Genomic DNA, 17,315 nt, shown 5'->3' with positions numbered 1-17,315 from the left:
GATGCCCTTGTTCGTCGATGCCGGTGACCTGAACGTTGCCTATCTCGAAAGCGGTGACCGCGATGGCCCGCCGGTGATCCTGCTGCATGGCTTTCCCTATGACGTGCAGGCCTATCAGGACGTCGCGCCACGGCTGGCCAATGCCGGCTACCGCGTCATCGTGCCGTGGTTGCGCGGCTTCGGGCCGACCCGTTTCGCCGATCCGCAGACGCTGCGCTCGGGCCAGCAGGCGGCCCTTGCGCACGACTTGCTGGCATTGCTCGATGCGCTGCAGATCGAGCAGGCGATCGTCGCCGGCTACGACTGGGGCGGGCGCGCCGCCTGCATCGTCGCCGCGCTGTGGCCGCAGCGGGTCAAGGGGCTGGTATCGGTCAACGGCTACAACATCCAGGATATCGCCCGCTCTGGCGAGCCGACGGCGCCCGAGCAGGAATGGCGGCTGTGGTACCAGTACTATTTCCACGGTGAACGCGGCCGCGCCGCCTTGAACCACGACCGCCGCGCCTTGTGCAGGCTGCTCTGGCAGCAGTGGTCACCGACCTGGGGTTTCGACGAGACGACGTTTGCGCTCAGTGCGCAGTCGTTCGACAACCCGGATTTCGTCGAGGTCGTGATCCATTCCTACCGGCACCGCTTTGCGCTGGTGGCAGGCGACCCCCGCCATGAAGAGTCCGAACGGCAGCTCGCCGCCCAGCCGAAGATCGGCGTGCCGGCGATCACGCTCGACGGCATCGACGACGGTGTGATGACGATCGGCGGAACGGCCTGCCACGCCGGCCAGTTTGCCGGCCCGCACGAGCACCGGATGATCGCCGGCGCCGGCCACAACCTGCCGCAGGAAGCGCCATCGGCATTTGCCGAAGCGGTGCTCGACCTGCAATGGATGGGCTGAGCGAGGTCGACCCGGTTTGCCAACCGTCAATGGTCGGCCAACTGTTCACGCGCACAGCGGGTGATCGCGACGACACATGGGTGGGTGATGCGGCGATCGACCGAGATCGCATGAAATTCCTCGATCAGCTCGTCGGTGCGGCCGACCACCCGCACGCCGTACTGCGCGGCGGTTTCCGATTCGAGCACGGTTGGCGCCATGAAGACGCCCCGGCCCTCGGCGCCAAAGGCTTTCATCAGCGCGGCATCGTCGAATTCGCCGATCGCGACCGGCCGGATCCGGTGCGTCGCAAGCCAGAAATCGAAACGCGCGCGCATCGCCGACGCCGAGCCCTGCAGCAGCATCGGCGCACCGTCGAGGCATTGCGGAAATTCACCGGTCAACGAACGCTTCAGCGCCGGTGTCGCAAAAAAACTCATCGCGGTCGAGCCAAGCAGGTGGTTGTAGGCCCTGACGCTGACGTCGCGGCCAATCGGCTCGTCGGCGATCACCAGATCGAGCCGGTGCACCGCCAGTTGCCCGAGCAGATCCTGGAATTTGCTTTCGTGGCAGATCAGGTGCACCGGCTCGTCCATCGCCAGCGCCGGTTCAAGCAGCCGGTAGGCGATCGCCTTCGGCACCGAATCGGCGATGCCGACACGGAAATCGAGCGGCCGCGTGCCGCGCCCACCCTTGCCGATGCTCGACTCGAGTTCGGAGCCAAGCGCGAAGATCTGTTCGGCATAACCGAGGGCAATCCGGCCCTCGTCGGTCAGCTCGAGGTTGCGCCCGACCTTGCGGAACAGCGCACAGCCCAGCCTTTCCTCGAGCAGCTTGATCTGGCCGGACAGCGTCTGCGGCGAGATGTGCAGTTGCTCGCCGGCGCGGACAATGCCGCCGGCCTTCGCCGCGGCCCAGAAATAGTGCAGGTGCTTGAAGTTCATCGTCCCTGCATGGTACGGTTTTTCCGCAGTGAGGCGGTCAATTTTCGTATTTACACGAAACGAAACCCTTATTAATCTCCAACCTTCGACTCATTCCGCCCGCTCGTCATGGACTTCCTGCTGGACCCCAATCTCTGGATCGCGTTCGCGATGCTGACCGCACTCGAAATCGTGCTCGGTATCGACAACATCATCTTCATCTCGATCCTCGTGGCCCGCTTGCCGGCCGAGCAACGCGACCTTGCCCGCCGCCTCGGCCTCGGTTTTGCAATGTTGTCGCGGCTGGCGCTGCTGTTCTCGCTGACCTGGGTCATGGGTCTGACCGAAAACCTGTTCACTGTGCTGCAGCAGGACATCAGCGGGCGTGACCTGGTGCTGCTGTTCGGCGGCCTGTTCCTGCTCTACAAGGCGTCGCACGAAATCTTCATTGAAGTCGAGGCGAAGGAACTGGACAACGTCGATGGCTCGGTGACTGCGAACGAAGCTGCCAAGAAGGGCGTGTTCTGGGGCGTGATCGGCCAGATCGCCGTGCTCGACATCGTCTTTTCGCTCGACTCGGTGATCACCGCGGTCGGCATGGTCGAAGAAATCGGCGTGATGATCGCTGCGATCATCGTCGCCGTCGGCGTGATGCTGTTTGCCGCGAAGCCGATCGGCGAATTCGTCGAACGCCATCCGTCGGTCAAGGTGCTGGCACTGGCCTTCCTGGTGATGGTCGGCATGGCGTTGACCGCCGAAGCATTCGACGTGCACATGCCGAAGGGCTACATCTACGCGGCGATGGCATTCTCGCTGGCGGTCGAGGCGTTGAACATCCGCCAGCGCGCGAAGCGACGCGCGCTGGAGGCAGGCCGGTCGGCGGCCTGATCGCTAATCGCGGAAATCATCAGATTTCCGCGATCCCAGACTTCGCAACATTCGCATTTTCGCGAATCATCGACTGGCCTATATTGGCGCGATCAGAAACACTTTCCTGAGGGAATCACGATGAACCTGCAACAAATTGGCACCGGCGCGTTCGATACCGGCAGCCTCGGCCAGTCGGTTGCCCAACGCAACCGCGTGCTGCGCAATACCTATTGGCTGCTCGCGCTGTCGATGGTTCCGACGGTGCTCGGCGCCTGGGTCGGCATGGCGACCGGCCTGGCCAGTGTTATGTCCGGCGGCATCGGCCTGGTCGTCTTCCTCGGCGGCGCATTTGCCTTCATGTTCGCGATCGAGAAGACGAAGAACTCGGCGGCCGGCGTTCCTATCCTGCTTGCGTTCACCTTCTTCATGGGCGTGATGCTGTCGCGCATCGTCGGCATGGTGCTCGGCCTGTCGAACGGCGCCAGCCTGATCATGATGGCGTTTGCCGGCACCGGGACGATCTTCCTCGGCATGGCGTCACTGTCGACGATCATCAAGCGCGATCTGAGCTCGATGGGCAAATTCCTGTTCATCGGCGCGATCATGCTGCTGGTGGCCGGCATCGCGAATTTCTTCATCCAGTCGAGCGCGCTGATGATCACGCTGGCGGTGCTGGCAATCGGCATCTTCTCGGCCTTCATCCTGTACGACCTGAAGCGGGTCCAGGACGGCCATGAAACCAACTACATCACCGCGACGCTGGGCGTCTACCTGAGCCTGTACAACGTCTTCCAGTCGCTGCTGATGCTGTTCGGCATCATGGGCGGCCGCGACGAGTGAGTCGCTGAACACCGGCCCGCCGTTCCGGCGGGCTGATTCAATGCGCCGGGTCGGTTTTCCGCCCCGGCGTTTTTCATTCTGCTGCTGAGGCGTGTGCCGTCGAGACCAGCACGTCGATCTTGCCCTCGGCCAGCACATGCAGCGATACGCTGCCGAGCAGCAGGTCTTCGGCGACTGACTGGCCATGTTTGCCGAGCACGACCAGATCGCAGTCTTGTTCCTGCTCCTGTTCGACGATGCAACGCGAGGCCTCGCCTTCGACGATGACGGCCTCCCAGCGCCCGGCAGCCAGCCCCGCCGACTGCGCGGCGGCGTGCAGCCGCTGGCTTGCCAGAGCGCGTGCCTGCTGCCGATAAACCTCGACGGTGCCGGCGTCGACGCCGGCAAAATTCAGCTTCTCGGCAAACGGCACCTGGAACACGTTCAGCAGCACCAGCCGTGCGTCCGGCGCGACGCGGCGCGCCAGGTCGATCGCCGGCGCCGACCAGGCTGAAAAATCGAGCGGCAGCAGCACCCGCTGGTACGGCTGCTGCGGCATCTGCCGCACCACCAGCACCGGGCGCGAGGTGCGGCGCAGCAATCGCTCCGAGGTCGAGCCGAGACCGAGCCGGCCGAGAAAGCCTTCGCCGCGGTCACCGAGCACGAGCAGGTCAGCGTCGATCGACTCCGCATGGGTTGCGATCTCCTCGTGAACCGTGCCACTGGCGATCTGCGGGCTCACTGCGATCTGATGCGCCAGATGCAGCGCATCGGCCAGCGGCTGCAATTGCTGCTGCGCATCGGCGAGCAGCTGCCGTTCAGCCGCGCAGCCGTGCCCAAGCCACTGCCGCAGTTCCTGCAGCGCACCGCCCGGCACCACATGCAACAGCGTCAGCGCTGATTGATCGCGCTCGGCGAGCAGCGCGGCGCGGGCCGCGGCATGGCGTGCCAGCGCCGAAAAATCCGTTGCCGCGACGATGGTTCCGAGTCGAAACATGCAGCCTCCGTTGGTCGACCGATTCTGCCGTGTCGCAAGCGATTCGCTCAGGCTGCGGCCAGATAGATCACCGCGAGGTTGATTGCATAGGCCGCGACCAGGCCGATGCTGATCCAGCTCGTGACCCGCAGCACCCGCCCTTGTGGCCGCATCACGAGCCCGATGATGACCAGCCCCGACATCAACATCGCCGCAACCGCCGTGCCACCGTGGGCGGCAGAAGCGTCGGCAAGCAGCGGCCCACGAACATAAAACAGGTCGTCGATCGCAAGAATCAACACATTGAACAGATTGCTGCCGAGCAGGTTGCCGATCGCCATGTCGAGTGCACCGATGCGCAATGCCGACAGCGTGACCGCCATCTCCGGCAAGGTGGTGGCCAGCGCCAGAAAAATCGTGCCGACAAAACTGCGCGACAGACCGAGCGCCTGTGCCAGTTGGTCGGCCGCCTCCGGCAGCCAGATGCCGGCACCGACGACCGCCACCGCGGCAAGGCCGAAGCGGCGCCATTCGCGGCGCAGCATCTGCTGATCAACAGGCTCGGGCGCGGCACCACTGCTGGTCAAGGCCCGCAGCAGATCGCGTTCGTGGGCATGGACACTGCGCAGCGCCAGCAGATAAAAGCCGAGCAGCAACGGGCTGTACAAGCCGACATGCAGCAGTGCCGGGTTGTTGCGCCCGACGACCAGGCTCAGCGCAACAAAACCGAGCATCACGACGCTGAAACCGGCCGACAGCAATTGGGTCGGTCCGGCGGCGCGGTAGATTGGCTGGTGCCGCTGCACGGCATCGATGATGACGAGAAACGCGAGGTTCGCGACACAGGCGCCAAGCGCATTGCCGACCGCCAGATTCGGCGCATCGACAACGACGACCGCGCTGATGCCGGCCGCGAGTTCGGGCAGCGAGGTCACCGTCGCCAGCAGTGCCAGCCCGACCCAGCCGCGGCCCCAGCCGAGCATGCCGGCCAGCCGATCGGCGCTGCGGCTGAGCACGAAGCCGGCGGCGCCGATCACCGCGGCGCAGGCGAAAAATTGCAGCGACAGCGCAAGAATGTTCATTACCGGTCCTGCACGCGGCTGCGTGCCAGCAGCTTGCGCAGCTCCTCGGCCCACAACACCGCACTGGCCAGCGCAACCAGCGGCAGCAGCGAGGCCGGCGGCAGCGCAACGGTATGGAACAGCGCATTCAGCGGCGGCAGATAAAGCACCAGACCCTGCAACAGCACCGACAGTGTCAGCCCGCCGATCAGCCACGGGTTGCGCAACAGGCGGAACTTGAATGCCGAGGTCGTTGCGGACTGGCAATTCAGCACATTGAACCACTGGCACATCGCCAGCACCGTGAAGGTTTCGGTACGGACCACCTCCTCGGCGACACCGGCCGACAGCCGCCAGGCAAACCAGCCGAAGGTCACGCCGGCGATCACCGGCGTCATCAGCAGCACCCGCTTCAGCAATGCGGCGCCGAGCAGGCGGTCGTCGCTCGGCACCGGCGCACGGCGCATCTCGTCGCCATCGGGCGGGTCCATCACCAGATTGACCGTCACCGTGCCCTCGGTGACGATATTGATCCACAGGATCTGCACCGCCGCCAGCGGCAGCGGAAAACCACCGAGCAGCGCCAGCAGCAGCACGGTGACCTCTGCCAGCGAAGTCGCGAACAGATAGAGGATGACCTTCTTCAGGTTGGCGTAGACGACGCGGCCCTGCTCCACCGCCGCGACGATGGTCGCGAAGTTGTCGTCGGTGACGACGATCTTCGCGGCGCTTTTCGCGACTTCGGTGCCGGTGATGCCCATTGCGACACCGACATCGGCACGTGCCAGCGCCGGCGCGTCATTGACGCCATCGCCGGTCATCGCGACGACATCGCCGCGCGACTGCAACGCCTCGACGATGCGCAGCTTCTGCGCCGGATGGACGCGGGCAAACACGGCGATCCGGTCGATCTGCTCGAGCAGCTCGGGCTCACTCATGCTTTCCAGCTCGGGGCCGTCGACGGCACGGTCGTCGTCGGCGGCGATGCCGAGTTCGCGCGCGATCGCAAAACCGGTCAGCTTGTGGTCGCCGGTAACCATCACCGGCCGGATGCCGGCGACGCGGCATTCGGCCACCGCGACCTTGACCTCCTCGCGCGGCGGATCGATCTCGCCGACCAGCCCGAGCAGCCTGGCTCGGCCGGCCAGCGCATCGAAACCGGCCGCTGGATCGAGCGTGTCGTCGTCGACAGCTGCAAAAGCCAGTACGCGCAGCGCCCGCTGCGCCATCGTCTCCGCCGCCGCCCGTGCCGCCGTGCTGGCCTGCGACTGCGCGCCACACAGCCGCAACACGGCCTCCGGCGCACCCTTGATCAATACGCGCTGCGGCGCCTCGCCGATGGCGTGCCGGGTGGCCATCAGCTTGCTGTCGGAATCGAACGGCAGTTCCGCGTCACGCGGTGCATCGCGCCGCAGCGTCGTCAGATCGATGCCGGCCTTGCGAGCCAGCACCAGCAGCGCGCCTTCGGTCGGGTCGCCGAGCACCGTCCACGCCGCGCGTTCGCCATCGGGCGCCAGCAGTTCGGCATCGTTGCACAGCGCCGCGGCGAGCAGCAGCTCGTGCAACACCGGGTCCTGCGCGTCGCAACCGTCGAATTGCCCGTCCGGCTGATAACCGATGCCAGCAACCGTCAGCTCGCGACCGTCGGCCAGCCAGACCGCAACCGCCGTCATCTCGTTCTTCGTCAACGTGCCGGTCTTGTCGCTGCAGATCACCGTCGTCGAACCGAGCGTCTCGACCGCCGACAAGCGCCTGATCACCGCGCCGCGCGCGGCCATCCGCTGCATGCCGACGGCCAGCGCAATCGTCATCGCGACCGGCAAGCCTTCCGGCACCATCGACACCATCTGGCTGATCGCGACCATCAGCACATCGGCCAGCGGTAGTTCGCGCCACAGCCCAAGCATCACGACGACGACGAACAGCAGCAGCGCCGCGGCGACCAGCGCACGGCCGAATCGCGCGAGGCGATGCTCGAGCGGCGTCTTCGGTTCATCGGCGCGCTCGGTCAGCCCGGCGATCAATCCGACTTCGGTCGCAGCGCCGGTGGCGACGATCACCGCCTTTGCCCGGCCCGCGGTGACGTGGGTGCCGGAATAGACCACGTTGCGGCGGTCGGCGAGCACGGTGGCCTCGGGCAGCGGCGTCGTCGATTTGGCGACTGGCACCGATTCGCCGGTCAGCGCGGCCTCGGCAAGCTGCAGCTGGGCCGCGACGAGCAGCCTTGCGTCGGCGGCAACCGCATCGCCGGCCGCCAGCAGCAGCACGTCGCCTGGCACCAGATCGACCGCCTCGATCGATTGCTCGGCACCGTCCCTCAGCACCCGGACATGCAATGCCGACAGCCGCCGCAATGCGGCCATCGAACGCTCGGCCCTGCCCTCCTGGAAGCTGCCAATCAATGCATTGACCAGCACGACCAGCAGGATCACCGCGGCGTCACCCTGGTGGCCGAGCGCAACCGCCAGCAGCGCAGCGACGAACAGGATGTAGATCAGCGGGCTCTTGAACTGGCGGATGAAGGTGCGCCAGAGGGGCTTCGGTGGCGCCTCCGGCAAGGCATTCGGGCCATGTTCGGCACGCCGCTGCGCAATGACATCGGGCAGCAAGCCGCGGTCCGCGTCGACTCCGAGACGCTCCAGCACCTCATCTGCAGCCAGCGCATGCCAGGCCCGGTTCGGGTGATCACTAGACGGATGCGCCATTCGGGCTTGTGGAGTTGCTGCGTTGGGTGAATGTTCGGGAAAAGACCGGATGAGGGATGCCGGTGCTGTTGCGGGGATCCTGCCCGGCTTCCGGAGATGGTACGGTGGCGGCAACGGTTGGCGGCGCCTTTTGTCGGCCCTGCTTGACGAAAGTCAAGCGCAGCCGGCGGCAGGTGCCCACTGCGGCAAAATCCCGGTGGCCCGACGCTGCACGATCATCTGCGTCCGTCTGGAAACAATATCTCCCAGCGAGCACGAATGCCGTATTTCGAACCCGTCATCCTGTTCTTCCTGCTCGGCATCATCGCTGGCGTGATCCGGTCGGACCTGAAGATCCCGGGCGTGTTGTACGAATCGCTGAGCATCTTCCTGCTGCTGGCGATCGGCCTGAAGGGCGGCGTCGAACTGGCCAAATATCCGCTGCTCGATGTCGCATTGCCGGGCGTCGTGATCGTCCTCTGCGGCGCCGCGATTCCGCTGCTTGCATTCCCGGTGCTGCACCGCATCGGCAAGTTGTCGCGCGCCGATGCCGGCTCGATCGCCGGCCACTACGGTTCGGTCAGCGTCGTCACCTTTGCCGTTGGGACGACTTACCTGACTCGCCTCGGCACCGGCGTCGAGGGCTACATGACGGTATTCCTCGTCTTCCTCGAATTTCCGGCACTGATGATCGGTGTCGTGCTGGCCCGCCGCGGCGCCAGCGGTACCAAGTGGGGACCGTTGCTGCACGAGGTCTTCACCGGCAAGAGCCTGGTGCTGCTGCTCGGCGGCATGGCAATCGGCTGGATCGCCGGGCCGTCCGGCATCGCGCCGCTCGACCGCGTCTTCTTCGATCTGTTCAAGGGACTGCTGGCGTTTTTCCTTCTCGAAATGGGGCTGGTCGCGGCGCGCCGCATCGAAGACCTGCGCCGCGCCGGCCCGTTTCTGGTGATCTTCGCGATCGTCACGCCGTTGTTTTCGGCCTTGCTCGGGTTGCTGGTCGGCAAGATGCTCGGGCTGTCGCTCGGCGGCACGACGCTGCTGGCAACGCTGTATGCCAGCGCCTCGTACATCGCCGCGCCGGCAGCAATGCGCATCGCGGTACCGGAGGCGAATCCGGCGCTGTCGATCGGCGCTGCGCTCGGCATCACGTTTCCGTTCAACCTGCTGATCGGCATACCGCTGTACCACCGGCTGGCCCAATATCTGGCCTGAGGAGATCGAGATGTTTCCATCGACGCGCAAACTGCTGACGATCATCACCGAGGCGGTCATCGAAGAGCCACTGCTGCGCGACATCGAGGCGCTGGGCGCGCATGGCTATACGGTCACCGATGCGCGCGGCAAGGGCCATCGCGGGCGACGCGACGCGACCTGGGGGCCGAATGCCAATATCCGCGTCGAGATACTGTGCAACGACGAAAGCGCAATGGCGATCTTCAACGGCGTGCGCGAGCGCTATTACGAGAATTATTCGATGATCCTCTTCGTCAGCGACGTCGAGGTACTGCGGCCGGAGAAATTCTGATGCGCATGCTGCGATGGAGCCCACGATGACGGATCGCCGTCCGGGCAAACGTCAGCGGCCGCACATCGGCGCCGAGGTCGTGCTCGACTCGCCGGCTTTTATCGACCCGTCGGCGCAGTTATTCGGCCGGATCCGGATCGGCGCAGGCGCCTCGGTGTGGCCGAACGTCGTGATGCGCAGCGAGATGCACGAGATCCGCATCGGCGCGCGCAGCAATGTGCAGGACTTCGTGATGATCCATGTCGGCTACCGCACACCGACAATCGTCGGCGAAGACTGCTCGATCACCCACCATGCGACGCTGCACGGCTGCGAGATCGGCGACCGCTGCCTGATCGGCATCAATGCCACCGTGATGGACGGTGCCCGGATCGGCGCCAATTCGATCGTCGCCGGCCATTGCATCGTCGGCGAAGGCCAGGTTTTTCCGGACAACTCGGTGATCGCCGGCGTGCCCGGCAAAAACGTCGCGACCCGCGACAACTCGGCCGCCAATCTGATGAACGCGCGTTTCTACCAGACCATCGCGCAGCTGTATGCGGCCGGCGGCGAGCGGCTGTCGGCAGCACAACTCGAACAGCTCGATGCGATGCTGGCCGGCAAGCACGCTGGAGACTGACGGCCGGCGATCGCCCCCACCCCGGCTTCCTACAATGGTCCGGCTGCACCGCAGTCCGCACGAGGAGCAAGCTGATGATCATCGAACGCATCTGGACCGGCAATGCCTACCGCAATTTCAACTACCTGATCGCCTGCCCGGAGACCGGCGAGGCGCTCGCGATCGACCCGCTCGACCACGGCAAATGCCTGCAGGCGGCGAAGGCCAAGGGCTGGCAGATCACGCAGGTGCTCAATACCCATGAACACCACGACCATACCGGCGGCAATGACGCGGTGATCGCGGCGACTGGCGCGAAGCTGCTGGCGCACGAAAAAGCCGGTTCGAGGATTGCCGGCGTCAACCGCGGGCTGAAGGCCGGTGATGTCGTGAAGGTCGGCCGCACCGTCGAGCTCGAATGCCTCGATACGCCAGGCCACACGATGTGCCACATCTGCCTGCAAGCGCACGGCGACCGGCCGGCGCTGTTTTCGGGCGATACGCTGTTCAATGCCGGCGCCGGCAACTGCCACAACGGCGGCGATCCGGTCGCGCTGTACACCAGCTTCGTCGACCAACTGGCGCGCCTGCCCGACGACACGCAGGTTTATCCTGGCCACGACTATATCGAGAACAACCTGAAGTTCACGCTCGACCGCGAACCCGACAACCGCGACGCACAGGCGATGCTGCCCGAAGTCAGCGGCCATGACCCGGCGACTTCGGTCGTCACGACGCTGCAGCAGGAAAAACAGATTAACAGCTTTCTGCGGTTGAGCAGCCCGAGCCTGATTGCCCGCCTGCGCGAAAATTTCCCTGACCTGCCCGAGCAGCCCGACGCGAAGACTGTCTTCATCAAGCTGCGCGAATTGCGCAACCGCTGGTGAACCCCGCCTACCGAACTGAAGGAACATCACGATGACGATCTACCGCCTCGGCGAACTGACACCCGATATCCCGGCCAGCTGCCACGTCGCGGCAGAGGCCACGCTGATCGGCAGGGTCACGCTCGGCGAGCGGACATCGGTCTGGCCGGGTGCGGTGCTGCGCGCCGACAACGAGCCGATCCGCGTCGGTGACGACTGCAATGTGCAGGAAGGTGCGGTGCTGCACACCGATCCAGGCTTCCCGCTCGACCTCGGCAAGGGCGTCAGCGTCGGCCACCAGGCGATGCTGCACGGCTGCAGCATCGGTGAAGGCACCTTGGTCGGCATCCAGGCCGTCGTGATGAACGGCGCCGTGATCGGCCGTCAGTGCCTGATTGCGGCCGGTGCGCTGGTCACCGAGGGCAAGCAGTTCCCGGACCGCTCGCTGATCCTCGGCGCGCCGGCGAAGGCGGTGCGCACGCTCGGTGACGAGGAACTGGCCCGGCTTGCCGGCAACGCCGACGGTTATGTTCGACGCGGCGCTCGTTACAAGGCCGAGCTGCAGGCCATCGGCTGAACGGACCGGGCCGCGTCCCTCAATCGGCTTCGCCCATCCTGAGCCTGAACAGCCGATCGTCTGCCGCGCGCAGGCGACGGCAGACCTCGCGGCCGATGTTCATCTGGATCAGCGCAAACTGCTCCAGGTCGCGCTCGAACAGGCCGGCCAGGCTCTCGGTCGTCAGCTCGATCGCGACACAGTCGGTTTCGGCAATCACCGACGCGCTGCGTGGGAACAGGTCCATCAACGCCATTTCGCCGAAGCAGTCGCCGGCTTCGAGATGGTGCAGCAGCACCTCGCTGCCCTGCCAGCCCTTGACGACTGCAGCGCGGCCGGCTTCGAGCACGAACATCCGGTCCCCCGGTTCTCCTTCGCGGAAAAAGGCCTGACCCGCTGGCAGCCGGCGATGGGCCGCGTGATCGAGCAGCAGACCCAGCACCTCCGCGCGGATGCCGCCGAAGACCGGCATCCGCTGCAGCATTTCGATCTGTCCTGCCTGCATGGGCTGCGCCGAAGATCGTCAGTGGATGTCTGGCAGTGTACGCGCCGGCACCGGCGGCGCCGCGGATTCAGCCAGCCAGTCGATGATGCGTTCGGTGATGTCGGGCCGGCTCAGCAACGCGAGGTGACCGGTTTGCGGGCTGATCCAGGTCGAGTCGTCGGCAAACGAAAGCTGCTGCGCACCGTCGGCATCACGACCGAGTGCGCTGTCGAGCGGCACCAGGCCATCACCGGTCAATCGGTCGGCGATGGCACTGCGGCGCTCGGCAAGCGTCGCAGCGATCGCGCGCCAGCGGATGCCGCCAGGCAATGGCAACGGGGTACGGCGCCCTTGCCGGGGGTCTTCGTCGATCAGCCGGCCATCACGCAGATCGGTGATGCCGGCGCTGCGCACGCCGGACAGCCGGCTAAACGGTGCCGTCCACGGCGACGCCGCGAGCAGCAGGTCGACGCCACGGCCGGCACGCTCGAGCGGTGCGCCGTGGTGGGGCGTGCCGAGAAAAATCACCTGCTTCAGCCGCTGCAGCCACTCGCGCTGTTGCTGCAGCGCCTGGTGGACGGCGCTGCGGATCACCAGGCCGCCCATGCTGTGCGCGATCACGCTCACTTCCTCGACCGGCACCGGCCAGTGCTGCAGCAGGCGATCCAGCAGTTCGGCCAGATCCCGCCCGTTCTGCCAGACGTGGCGGCCGCTGTTGTAGCGCAGGCAGAGATCGGTATGTCCAAGTGCGGCGGCCGCCGCCTCGCCGTGGTTGTGGACCTGTCCGTCGTCGCCGATGCGGCTCCATTGCAGATCGTTCATGCACAGGCCATGGACCATCAGCAGGATGCGGCTGCGCGGCGCGTGAACTGGCAACGGCTTGCCCAGTTCGATCGGCAGCCCGCGGTGGCGCAGGGACATGTTGAACGCAAACGGGCTTCGATCGGCAGCCAGCCGGTCGCCGAGCACGCCGTTCAACGCGGCAAGTACCGCGGCGCGCTGCACCGATTCTTCAGCCGGACGCCGGTCGACGTCAGCAAGCAGCGGCTCCATGCCGGCCAGCGTCGTGTCGAGCGCGCGACCGACACCGCGCGTGATGCCGCGCACCGCGCGGTAAACCAGCCCCGACAGCCCGCCGGTGCGCTGCGCATCGCTGCCGGCCAGGCCGATCGTTCCGAGCACCGAGCGGTGCACGCCTTCGGTGATGTCGGTGACGCCGATGGTCGCCTGGGTCGACAGACGGGCCAGGCCGCGCAAATCGGCCAGTTGCAGGTGGCGCGCCAGACTGCTGACGGGGGTTGGTCTTGGCTTCGGCGGGATGGGCATCGCCGATTGTGCGCTCAGCCTCCGCCGCGCTGCGTATACAGGTCGAAATACCGCATGAAGGTCTGGCGCTCTGCGTCGGCGATATCGGAGAAGCGGAATTTGACCGCGAGCACCGGCATTGCCATCAGCGCAATGCGTCGCGGCGCCAGCTGTTGCCAGCTCAGATCGAGTGCGCCGCCGTTGATGGCGACCCGTGCGGCGCCGGCTCGCAGATCGACCGCGCGCCCGCCGACCGCACCGGGCAACCAGCGCAGCCACTCGGCTTCGGTGCAACCCATCTCGCGGTCGAAGGCCGCCGGATAACGGGCCTGCATCGGCGGCCTGCGCTCAACCGCCGGCGACCGGCGGCCAGATCGCCAGCACGTCGCCGGCGACCAGCACGCGGCCGAGCCGGTCTTCCGGCGCGACATAAACCCCGTTGACGAGCACCAGGTGAACCAGCTTCGCCGGCATGCCGAACGGCTCGATCACCTGCGCGATCGTCGCGCCTTCCGGCAGGTCGAGTTCGATGCGGTTGCTGCTGCGCGCCTGCGCCGGCAGATAGTCGGTCAGGCTGGCATACAGCTTGAACGTGATTCTCACGGCGCGGTCATGCCGCCTTCAGGTGCGCCCGCGCCGCTTGCGCCTGCGCACACGCGAGGTAGGCCGGCATCAGCTGCGTCGGATCGCGTTTCAGCCGTTCCTTCCATTCGCCGAGCCTGACCTGGCCCTCGACCAGGCCGCGCATCGCGCCGACGTGGTCGGTCCAGCCGATGCTGTTGCAGCCGACCAGCCGGTCGCCGTCGAACTGCAGGCTCAGGTGGCGCGCTGCCTCGCGGTCGGTCAGTTCGACATGTTCGCCGCCGGCAACCCCTTCCCAGTTGCCGAAACTGGTCGAGATCAGCCCCAGCGTATCGAGGACGTTGATCTGCGTGACGCCGGGCAGCTCGGCCGGCCGGCCGAGCATGTTCAATGCGGCGACCCTGGCCTGCTCGGCGGCATTCGGCTGGATCGCGCTGACGATGGTCTTGCCGCTGATCTTGTCGAAGGCCTCGGCGCAGTCGCCAGCGGCATAGATGCCGTCGACATTGGTCTGCAAGTGCTGATCGGTCAACACGCCCTGCAGGCAGCTGATGCCGGATCCCTCGAGAAAACCGATATTCGGCCGCACGCCGGTGGCGCTGATCACCAGATCGGCCTCGACGCTGCGCCCGCCTGACAACCGCACCGTTTTCACGCCCGATGGCGCATGGTCGATCGCCTCGACCTTGGTGCCGGTGAAGACCAGCACGCCCTTGGCCTCGACCCAGTTCTTGATCATGCCGCCAGCGGTCGGCCCCATCATCCGCGGCACCATGCGGTCGCCCATCTCGACGACGGTCAGTTCGACGTCGCGCGCGGCCAGCGCCTCCAGGATGATGCAGCCGATGAAGCCGGCGCCCATCTGCAGCACGCGTGCGCCGGGCTTCGCGAGCTTGATGATGGCGCGGGCATCGTCGAGCGTCCAGCAGGCATGGATACCGGGGCCGTCGATGCCCGGAATCGGCGGCTGGATCGGCTGCGAGCCGGTCGCGATCAGCAGGCGGTCGAAATCCAGCACGCTGCCGTCGTCGAGACGTACCTTCCTTGCCGCACTGTCGACCGCCGCCGCGCGACCGCGGCGCAGGTCGATGCGCAGCGCCTCGTAGTGGCCTTCGCCATGGCGCAAATGGGTGCCCGGCTCGTCGATGTTGCCGATCAGCAGATAGGGAATCGCCATCCGCGAATACGGCGCCTCCGGCTCGTCGCCGACGATCACGATCTCGTCGTCCGGCGCCAGCCGGCGCAGCGTCTCGGCGGCGATCACGCCGGCCGGGCCGGCACCGAGGATCAGGTGTTTCATCGGCTCGGGCCGCTCAGTAACGCTGCGTGGCCACCGTCACAGGCCAAGCCGGCTGCGGGTTTCGGCCGTCACCTGGCCGTCGTGATCCCAGCCGCGGGCGACGTAATACTCAGGCAGCATCTCCGGCAGCTTCGCGACCAGGCCCTTCGCCGGGCCTGAATTGGCAGGCTCGGTCAGCAGCCGCTTCGGCAAGGTATCGTCCTTCGAGGTAAAGCCGGCACGGTTGTTGAAGTCGCGCTCCATGTTCCAGATCCGCTCGCCGATCAGGTTCAGGTTTTCGAGCGTGAATTCCTCGCCGCAGGCGGCTGCGACCTGCGGCTGCACATCGGCCAGACCCCAGGCGAAGCTGGTGAAGATGCAGATGCCGGCCGAATCGAAGGTGGCGGTGGCATCCTGGAAGGCCTTGACCAGTTCGGGTTTGCCTTCGGTCACCAGCGGATCGGTCTTCACCGGAATGCCGAGCACTTCGGATGCCACGGTATAGCCACGAAGGTGGCAGGCGCCGCGGTTGCTGGTCGCGTAGGCGAGGCCCATGCCCTGGATCGCGCGGCCGTCGTAGGCCGGAAATTCCTGGCCCTTGACCGTCATGCTGAGGTCGGGATGGCCGAACTTGGCGGTCAGCCGCTTCGAACCCTGGCCGATTTCCTTGCCGAAGCCCTCGCCCTTTGCAGTGATCTCGGCGAAATGGCACAAGGCGCGCGCCGAACCGAATGGCGCTTCCATGCCAAGCTGTTCCTTCGTCAGCACGCCCATCTCGTAGAGCTCCATCACCGCGCCGATCGTCGCGCCGAACGAGATCGGGTCCATCCCGTGCTCGTTGCACAACATGTTCGCGTATTGCAGCGCTTCGAGGTCGTTGACGCCATTGGCATTGCCGAGCGCCCAGGCCGCCTCGTACTCGAGCCCGCCGGTCGCGCCCCAGTATTCGGGCTTGTTCTGCACCGAGAAATGGCTCTGGTCGATCTTCTGGATGCGGCCGCAGGCAATCGTGCAGCCGAAGCAGGCCTGATTCGTCACCAGCGGCTTCTTGCCGTCGGTCTTGCGCGGTGTGGCCATCGCCTCGGCGGAGATGTCCTTCGCGCCTTCGAACTGCACGTCGCGGTGGTTGCGGGTCGGCGACGCACCCATCTCGTTGATGACGTTCATCAGCACCTGCGTGCCGAAGGTCGGCAGGCCCTGGCCGGTGACGGCGTTTTCGGCGAGGATCTTCTTCTTCTCGGCGGTGACCCGCATGAATTCCTTCGGATTGGCGAGGTTGCCGACGCCGATCGTGCCGCGCACCGCGATCGCCTTCAGGTTCTTCGAGCCCATCACCGCGCCGACACCGGAGCGGCCGGCGGCACGGTGCAGGTCGTTGACGACCGCCGCATACAGCACCTGGTTCTCGCCGGCCGCGCCGATGCTCGAGACCCGTACCTGCGGGTCCTGCAGTTCGGTCTTCAGCATTTCCTCGGTCTGCCAGACCGTCTTTCCCCACAGGTGGCCGGCATCACGCAGTTCGGCCTTGCCGTCCTGGATGAACAGGTAAACCGGCTTGTCCGAGCGGCCCTCGAAAATCACCATGTCCCAGCCGGCCATCTTCAGTTCGGCGCCCCAGTAGCCACCGGAGTTCGAGCACGCGATCGCACCGGTCAGCGGGCTTTTCGTGACGACGGTATAGCGGCCACCGGTCGATGCCATCGTGCCGGTCAACGGGCCGGTGGCCCAGATGATCTTGTTGTCCGGCGACAGCGGATCGACCTTCGGGTCGATCTCCTCGACCAGGTATTTGCTCGCCAGGCCGCGCGAGCCGAGGTATTGCCTGGCCCAGCTCATGTTCAGCGGTTCCGATGTGACAACACCGGTGCCGAGGTTGACGCGAAGGATGTTTCCTGCCCACGACATGATCGACT

Annotated in this window: 18 protein-coding genes; 8 read left to right on the top strand and 10 right to left on the bottom strand. The window is 66.0% G+C overall.

Features of this window, described 5'->3' with window-relative positions; all coding sequences use genetic code 11:
- The first annotated feature begins 1 nt into the window (after position 1).
- The gene (locus ACNH6H_RS15160; RefSeq protein ID WP_418318804.1) at positions 2 to 892 is read left to right on the top strand and encodes an alpha/beta fold hydrolase; all 891 of its coding nucleotides are present in this window, start codon (positions 2 to 4) and stop codon (positions 890 to 892) included.
- A gap of 26 nt (positions 893 to 918) precedes the next feature.
- Here the strand turns inward: ACNH6H_RS15160 and nhaR are convergent, their stop codons facing one another.
- Complete coding sequence (gene nhaR / locus ACNH6H_RS15155; RefSeq protein WP_418318802.1) at positions 919 to 1,815, bottom strand: transcriptional activator NhaR; 897 nt, start codon at positions 1,813 to 1,815, stop codon at positions 919 to 921.
- A 108-nt stretch (positions 1,816 to 1,923) separates the two neighbouring features.
- On the opposite strand from nhaR, the gene ACNH6H_RS15150 reads away from it, so the two are divergent.
- Positions 1,924 to 2,682, top strand: a complete 759-nt coding sequence (locus ACNH6H_RS15150; protein ID WP_418318801.1) for a TerC family protein — start codon at positions 1,924 to 1,926, stop codon at positions 2,680 to 2,682.
- Positions 2,683 to 2,802: 120 nt separating this feature from the next.
- Entirely contained in the window at positions 2,803 to 3,504 is a 702-nt protein-coding gene (locus ACNH6H_RS15145; RefSeq protein ID WP_418318800.1) for a Bax inhibitor-1/YccA family protein, read from the top strand.
- Positions 3,505 to 3,577: 73 nt separating this feature from the next.
- Here the strand turns inward: ACNH6H_RS15145 and ACNH6H_RS15140 are convergent, their stop codons facing one another.
- From ACNH6H_RS15140 to ACNH6H_RS15130, 3 genes are read right to left on the bottom strand one after another with little or no spacing between them, the layout of a single operon-like run.
- Entirely contained in the window at positions 3,578 to 4,480 is a 903-nt protein-coding gene (locus tag ACNH6H_RS15140) for a universal stress protein (RefSeq protein WP_418318798.1), read from the bottom strand.
- 47 nt (positions 4,481 to 4,527) lie between these two features.
- Positions 4,528 to 5,541, bottom strand: coding sequence for a sodium:calcium antiporter (locus ACNH6H_RS15135; protein WP_418318796.1), 1,014 nt, complete (start codon positions 5,539 to 5,541; stop codon positions 4,528 to 4,530).
- Complete coding sequence (locus tag ACNH6H_RS15130; protein ID WP_418318795.1) at positions 5,541 to 8,225, bottom strand: cation-translocating P-type ATPase; 2,685 nt, start codon at positions 8,223 to 8,225, stop codon at positions 5,541 to 5,543. Before ACNH6H_RS15130 ends, ACNH6H_RS15135 begins: the two co-directional genes overlap by 1 nt.
- A gap of 258 nt (positions 8,226 to 8,483) precedes the next feature.
- Here ACNH6H_RS15130 and ACNH6H_RS15125 point away from each other — a divergent pair, with 258 nt between their 5' ends.
- From ACNH6H_RS15125 to ACNH6H_RS15105, 5 genes are all read left to right on the top strand, one after another.
- The gene (locus tag ACNH6H_RS15125) at positions 8,484 to 9,419 is read left to right on the top strand and encodes a sodium-dependent bicarbonate transport family permease (RefSeq protein WP_418318793.1); all 936 of its coding nucleotides are present in this window, start codon (positions 8,484 to 8,486) and stop codon (positions 9,417 to 9,419) included.
- A 10-nt stretch (positions 9,420 to 9,429) separates the two neighbouring features.
- Positions 9,430 to 9,732 (top strand): P-II family nitrogen regulator, encoded by a 303-nt coding sequence (locus ACNH6H_RS15120; RefSeq protein ID WP_418318791.1) that lies wholly within the window; start codon positions 9,430 to 9,432, stop codon positions 9,730 to 9,732.
- 25 nt (positions 9,733 to 9,757) lie between these two features.
- Complete coding sequence (locus ACNH6H_RS15115; RefSeq protein ID WP_418318789.1) at positions 9,758 to 10,351, top strand: gamma carbonic anhydrase family protein; 594 nt, start codon at positions 9,758 to 9,760, stop codon at positions 10,349 to 10,351.
- A 74-nt stretch (positions 10,352 to 10,425) separates the two neighbouring features.
- On the top strand, positions 10,426 to 11,217 hold the full coding sequence (locus tag ACNH6H_RS15110) for a hydroxyacylglutathione hydrolase (RefSeq protein WP_418318788.1): 792 nt from the start codon (positions 10,426 to 10,428) through the stop codon (positions 11,215 to 11,217).
- Positions 11,218 to 11,248: 31 nt separating this feature from the next.
- Positions 11,249 to 11,773 carry a gamma carbonic anhydrase family protein gene (locus ACNH6H_RS15105; RefSeq protein WP_418318786.1) on the top strand — a complete coding sequence of 175 codons (525 nt, stop codon included), beginning with the start codon at positions 11,249 to 11,251 and terminating at the stop codon, positions 11,771 to 11,773.
- A 19-nt stretch (positions 11,774 to 11,792) separates the two neighbouring features.
- On the opposite strand, the gene ACNH6H_RS15100 is transcribed toward ACNH6H_RS15105, so the two are convergent.
- The 6 genes from ACNH6H_RS15100 to ACNH6H_RS15075 are packed head-to-tail and all read right to left on the bottom strand — an operon-like array spanning position 11,793 to position 17,307.
- Positions 11,793 to 12,257 carry a Crp/Fnr family transcriptional regulator gene (locus ACNH6H_RS15100; protein WP_418318784.1) on the bottom strand — a complete coding sequence of 155 codons (465 nt, stop codon included), beginning with the start codon at positions 12,255 to 12,257 and terminating at the stop codon, positions 11,793 to 11,795.
- 18 nt (positions 12,258 to 12,275) lie between these two features.
- Positions 12,276 to 13,562, bottom strand: a complete 1,287-nt coding sequence (locus ACNH6H_RS15095) for an esterase/lipase family protein (protein ID WP_418318783.1) — start codon at positions 13,560 to 13,562, stop codon at positions 12,276 to 12,278.
- 14 nt (positions 13,563 to 13,576) lie between these two features.
- The gene (locus ACNH6H_RS15090; RefSeq protein ID WP_418318781.1) at positions 13,577 to 13,876 is read right to left on the bottom strand and encodes a hypothetical protein; all 300 of its coding nucleotides are present in this window, start codon (positions 13,874 to 13,876) and stop codon (positions 13,577 to 13,579) included.
- A 13-nt stretch (positions 13,877 to 13,889) separates the two neighbouring features.
- Entirely contained in the window at positions 13,890 to 14,144 is a 255-nt protein-coding gene (locus ACNH6H_RS15085; RefSeq protein WP_418318780.1) for a MoaD/ThiS family protein, read from the bottom strand.
- Positions 14,145 to 14,151: 7 nt separating this feature from the next.
- Positions 14,152 to 15,423 (bottom strand): NAD(P)/FAD-dependent oxidoreductase, encoded by a 1,272-nt coding sequence (locus tag ACNH6H_RS15080; RefSeq protein WP_418318778.1) that lies wholly within the window; start codon positions 15,421 to 15,423, stop codon positions 14,152 to 14,154.
- A 36-nt stretch (positions 15,424 to 15,459) separates the two neighbouring features.
- A complete protein-coding gene (locus ACNH6H_RS15075; RefSeq protein ID WP_418318777.1) occupies positions 15,460 to 17,307 on the bottom strand; it encodes an aldehyde ferredoxin oxidoreductase family protein in 1,848 nt (615 codons plus the stop codon).
- Positions 17,308 to 17,315 lie beyond the last annotated feature (8 nt).

This window comes from Pseudideonella sakaiensis, assembly GCF_048320135.1.
Taxonomy (GTDB): domain Bacteria; phylum Pseudomonadota; class Gammaproteobacteria; order Burkholderiales; family Burkholderiaceae_C; genus Ideonella_A; species Ideonella_A sakaiensis_A.
The sequence above is the reverse complement of the archived record's forward strand: the minus strand, read 5'-3'. Positions and strand labels throughout refer to the sequence as shown.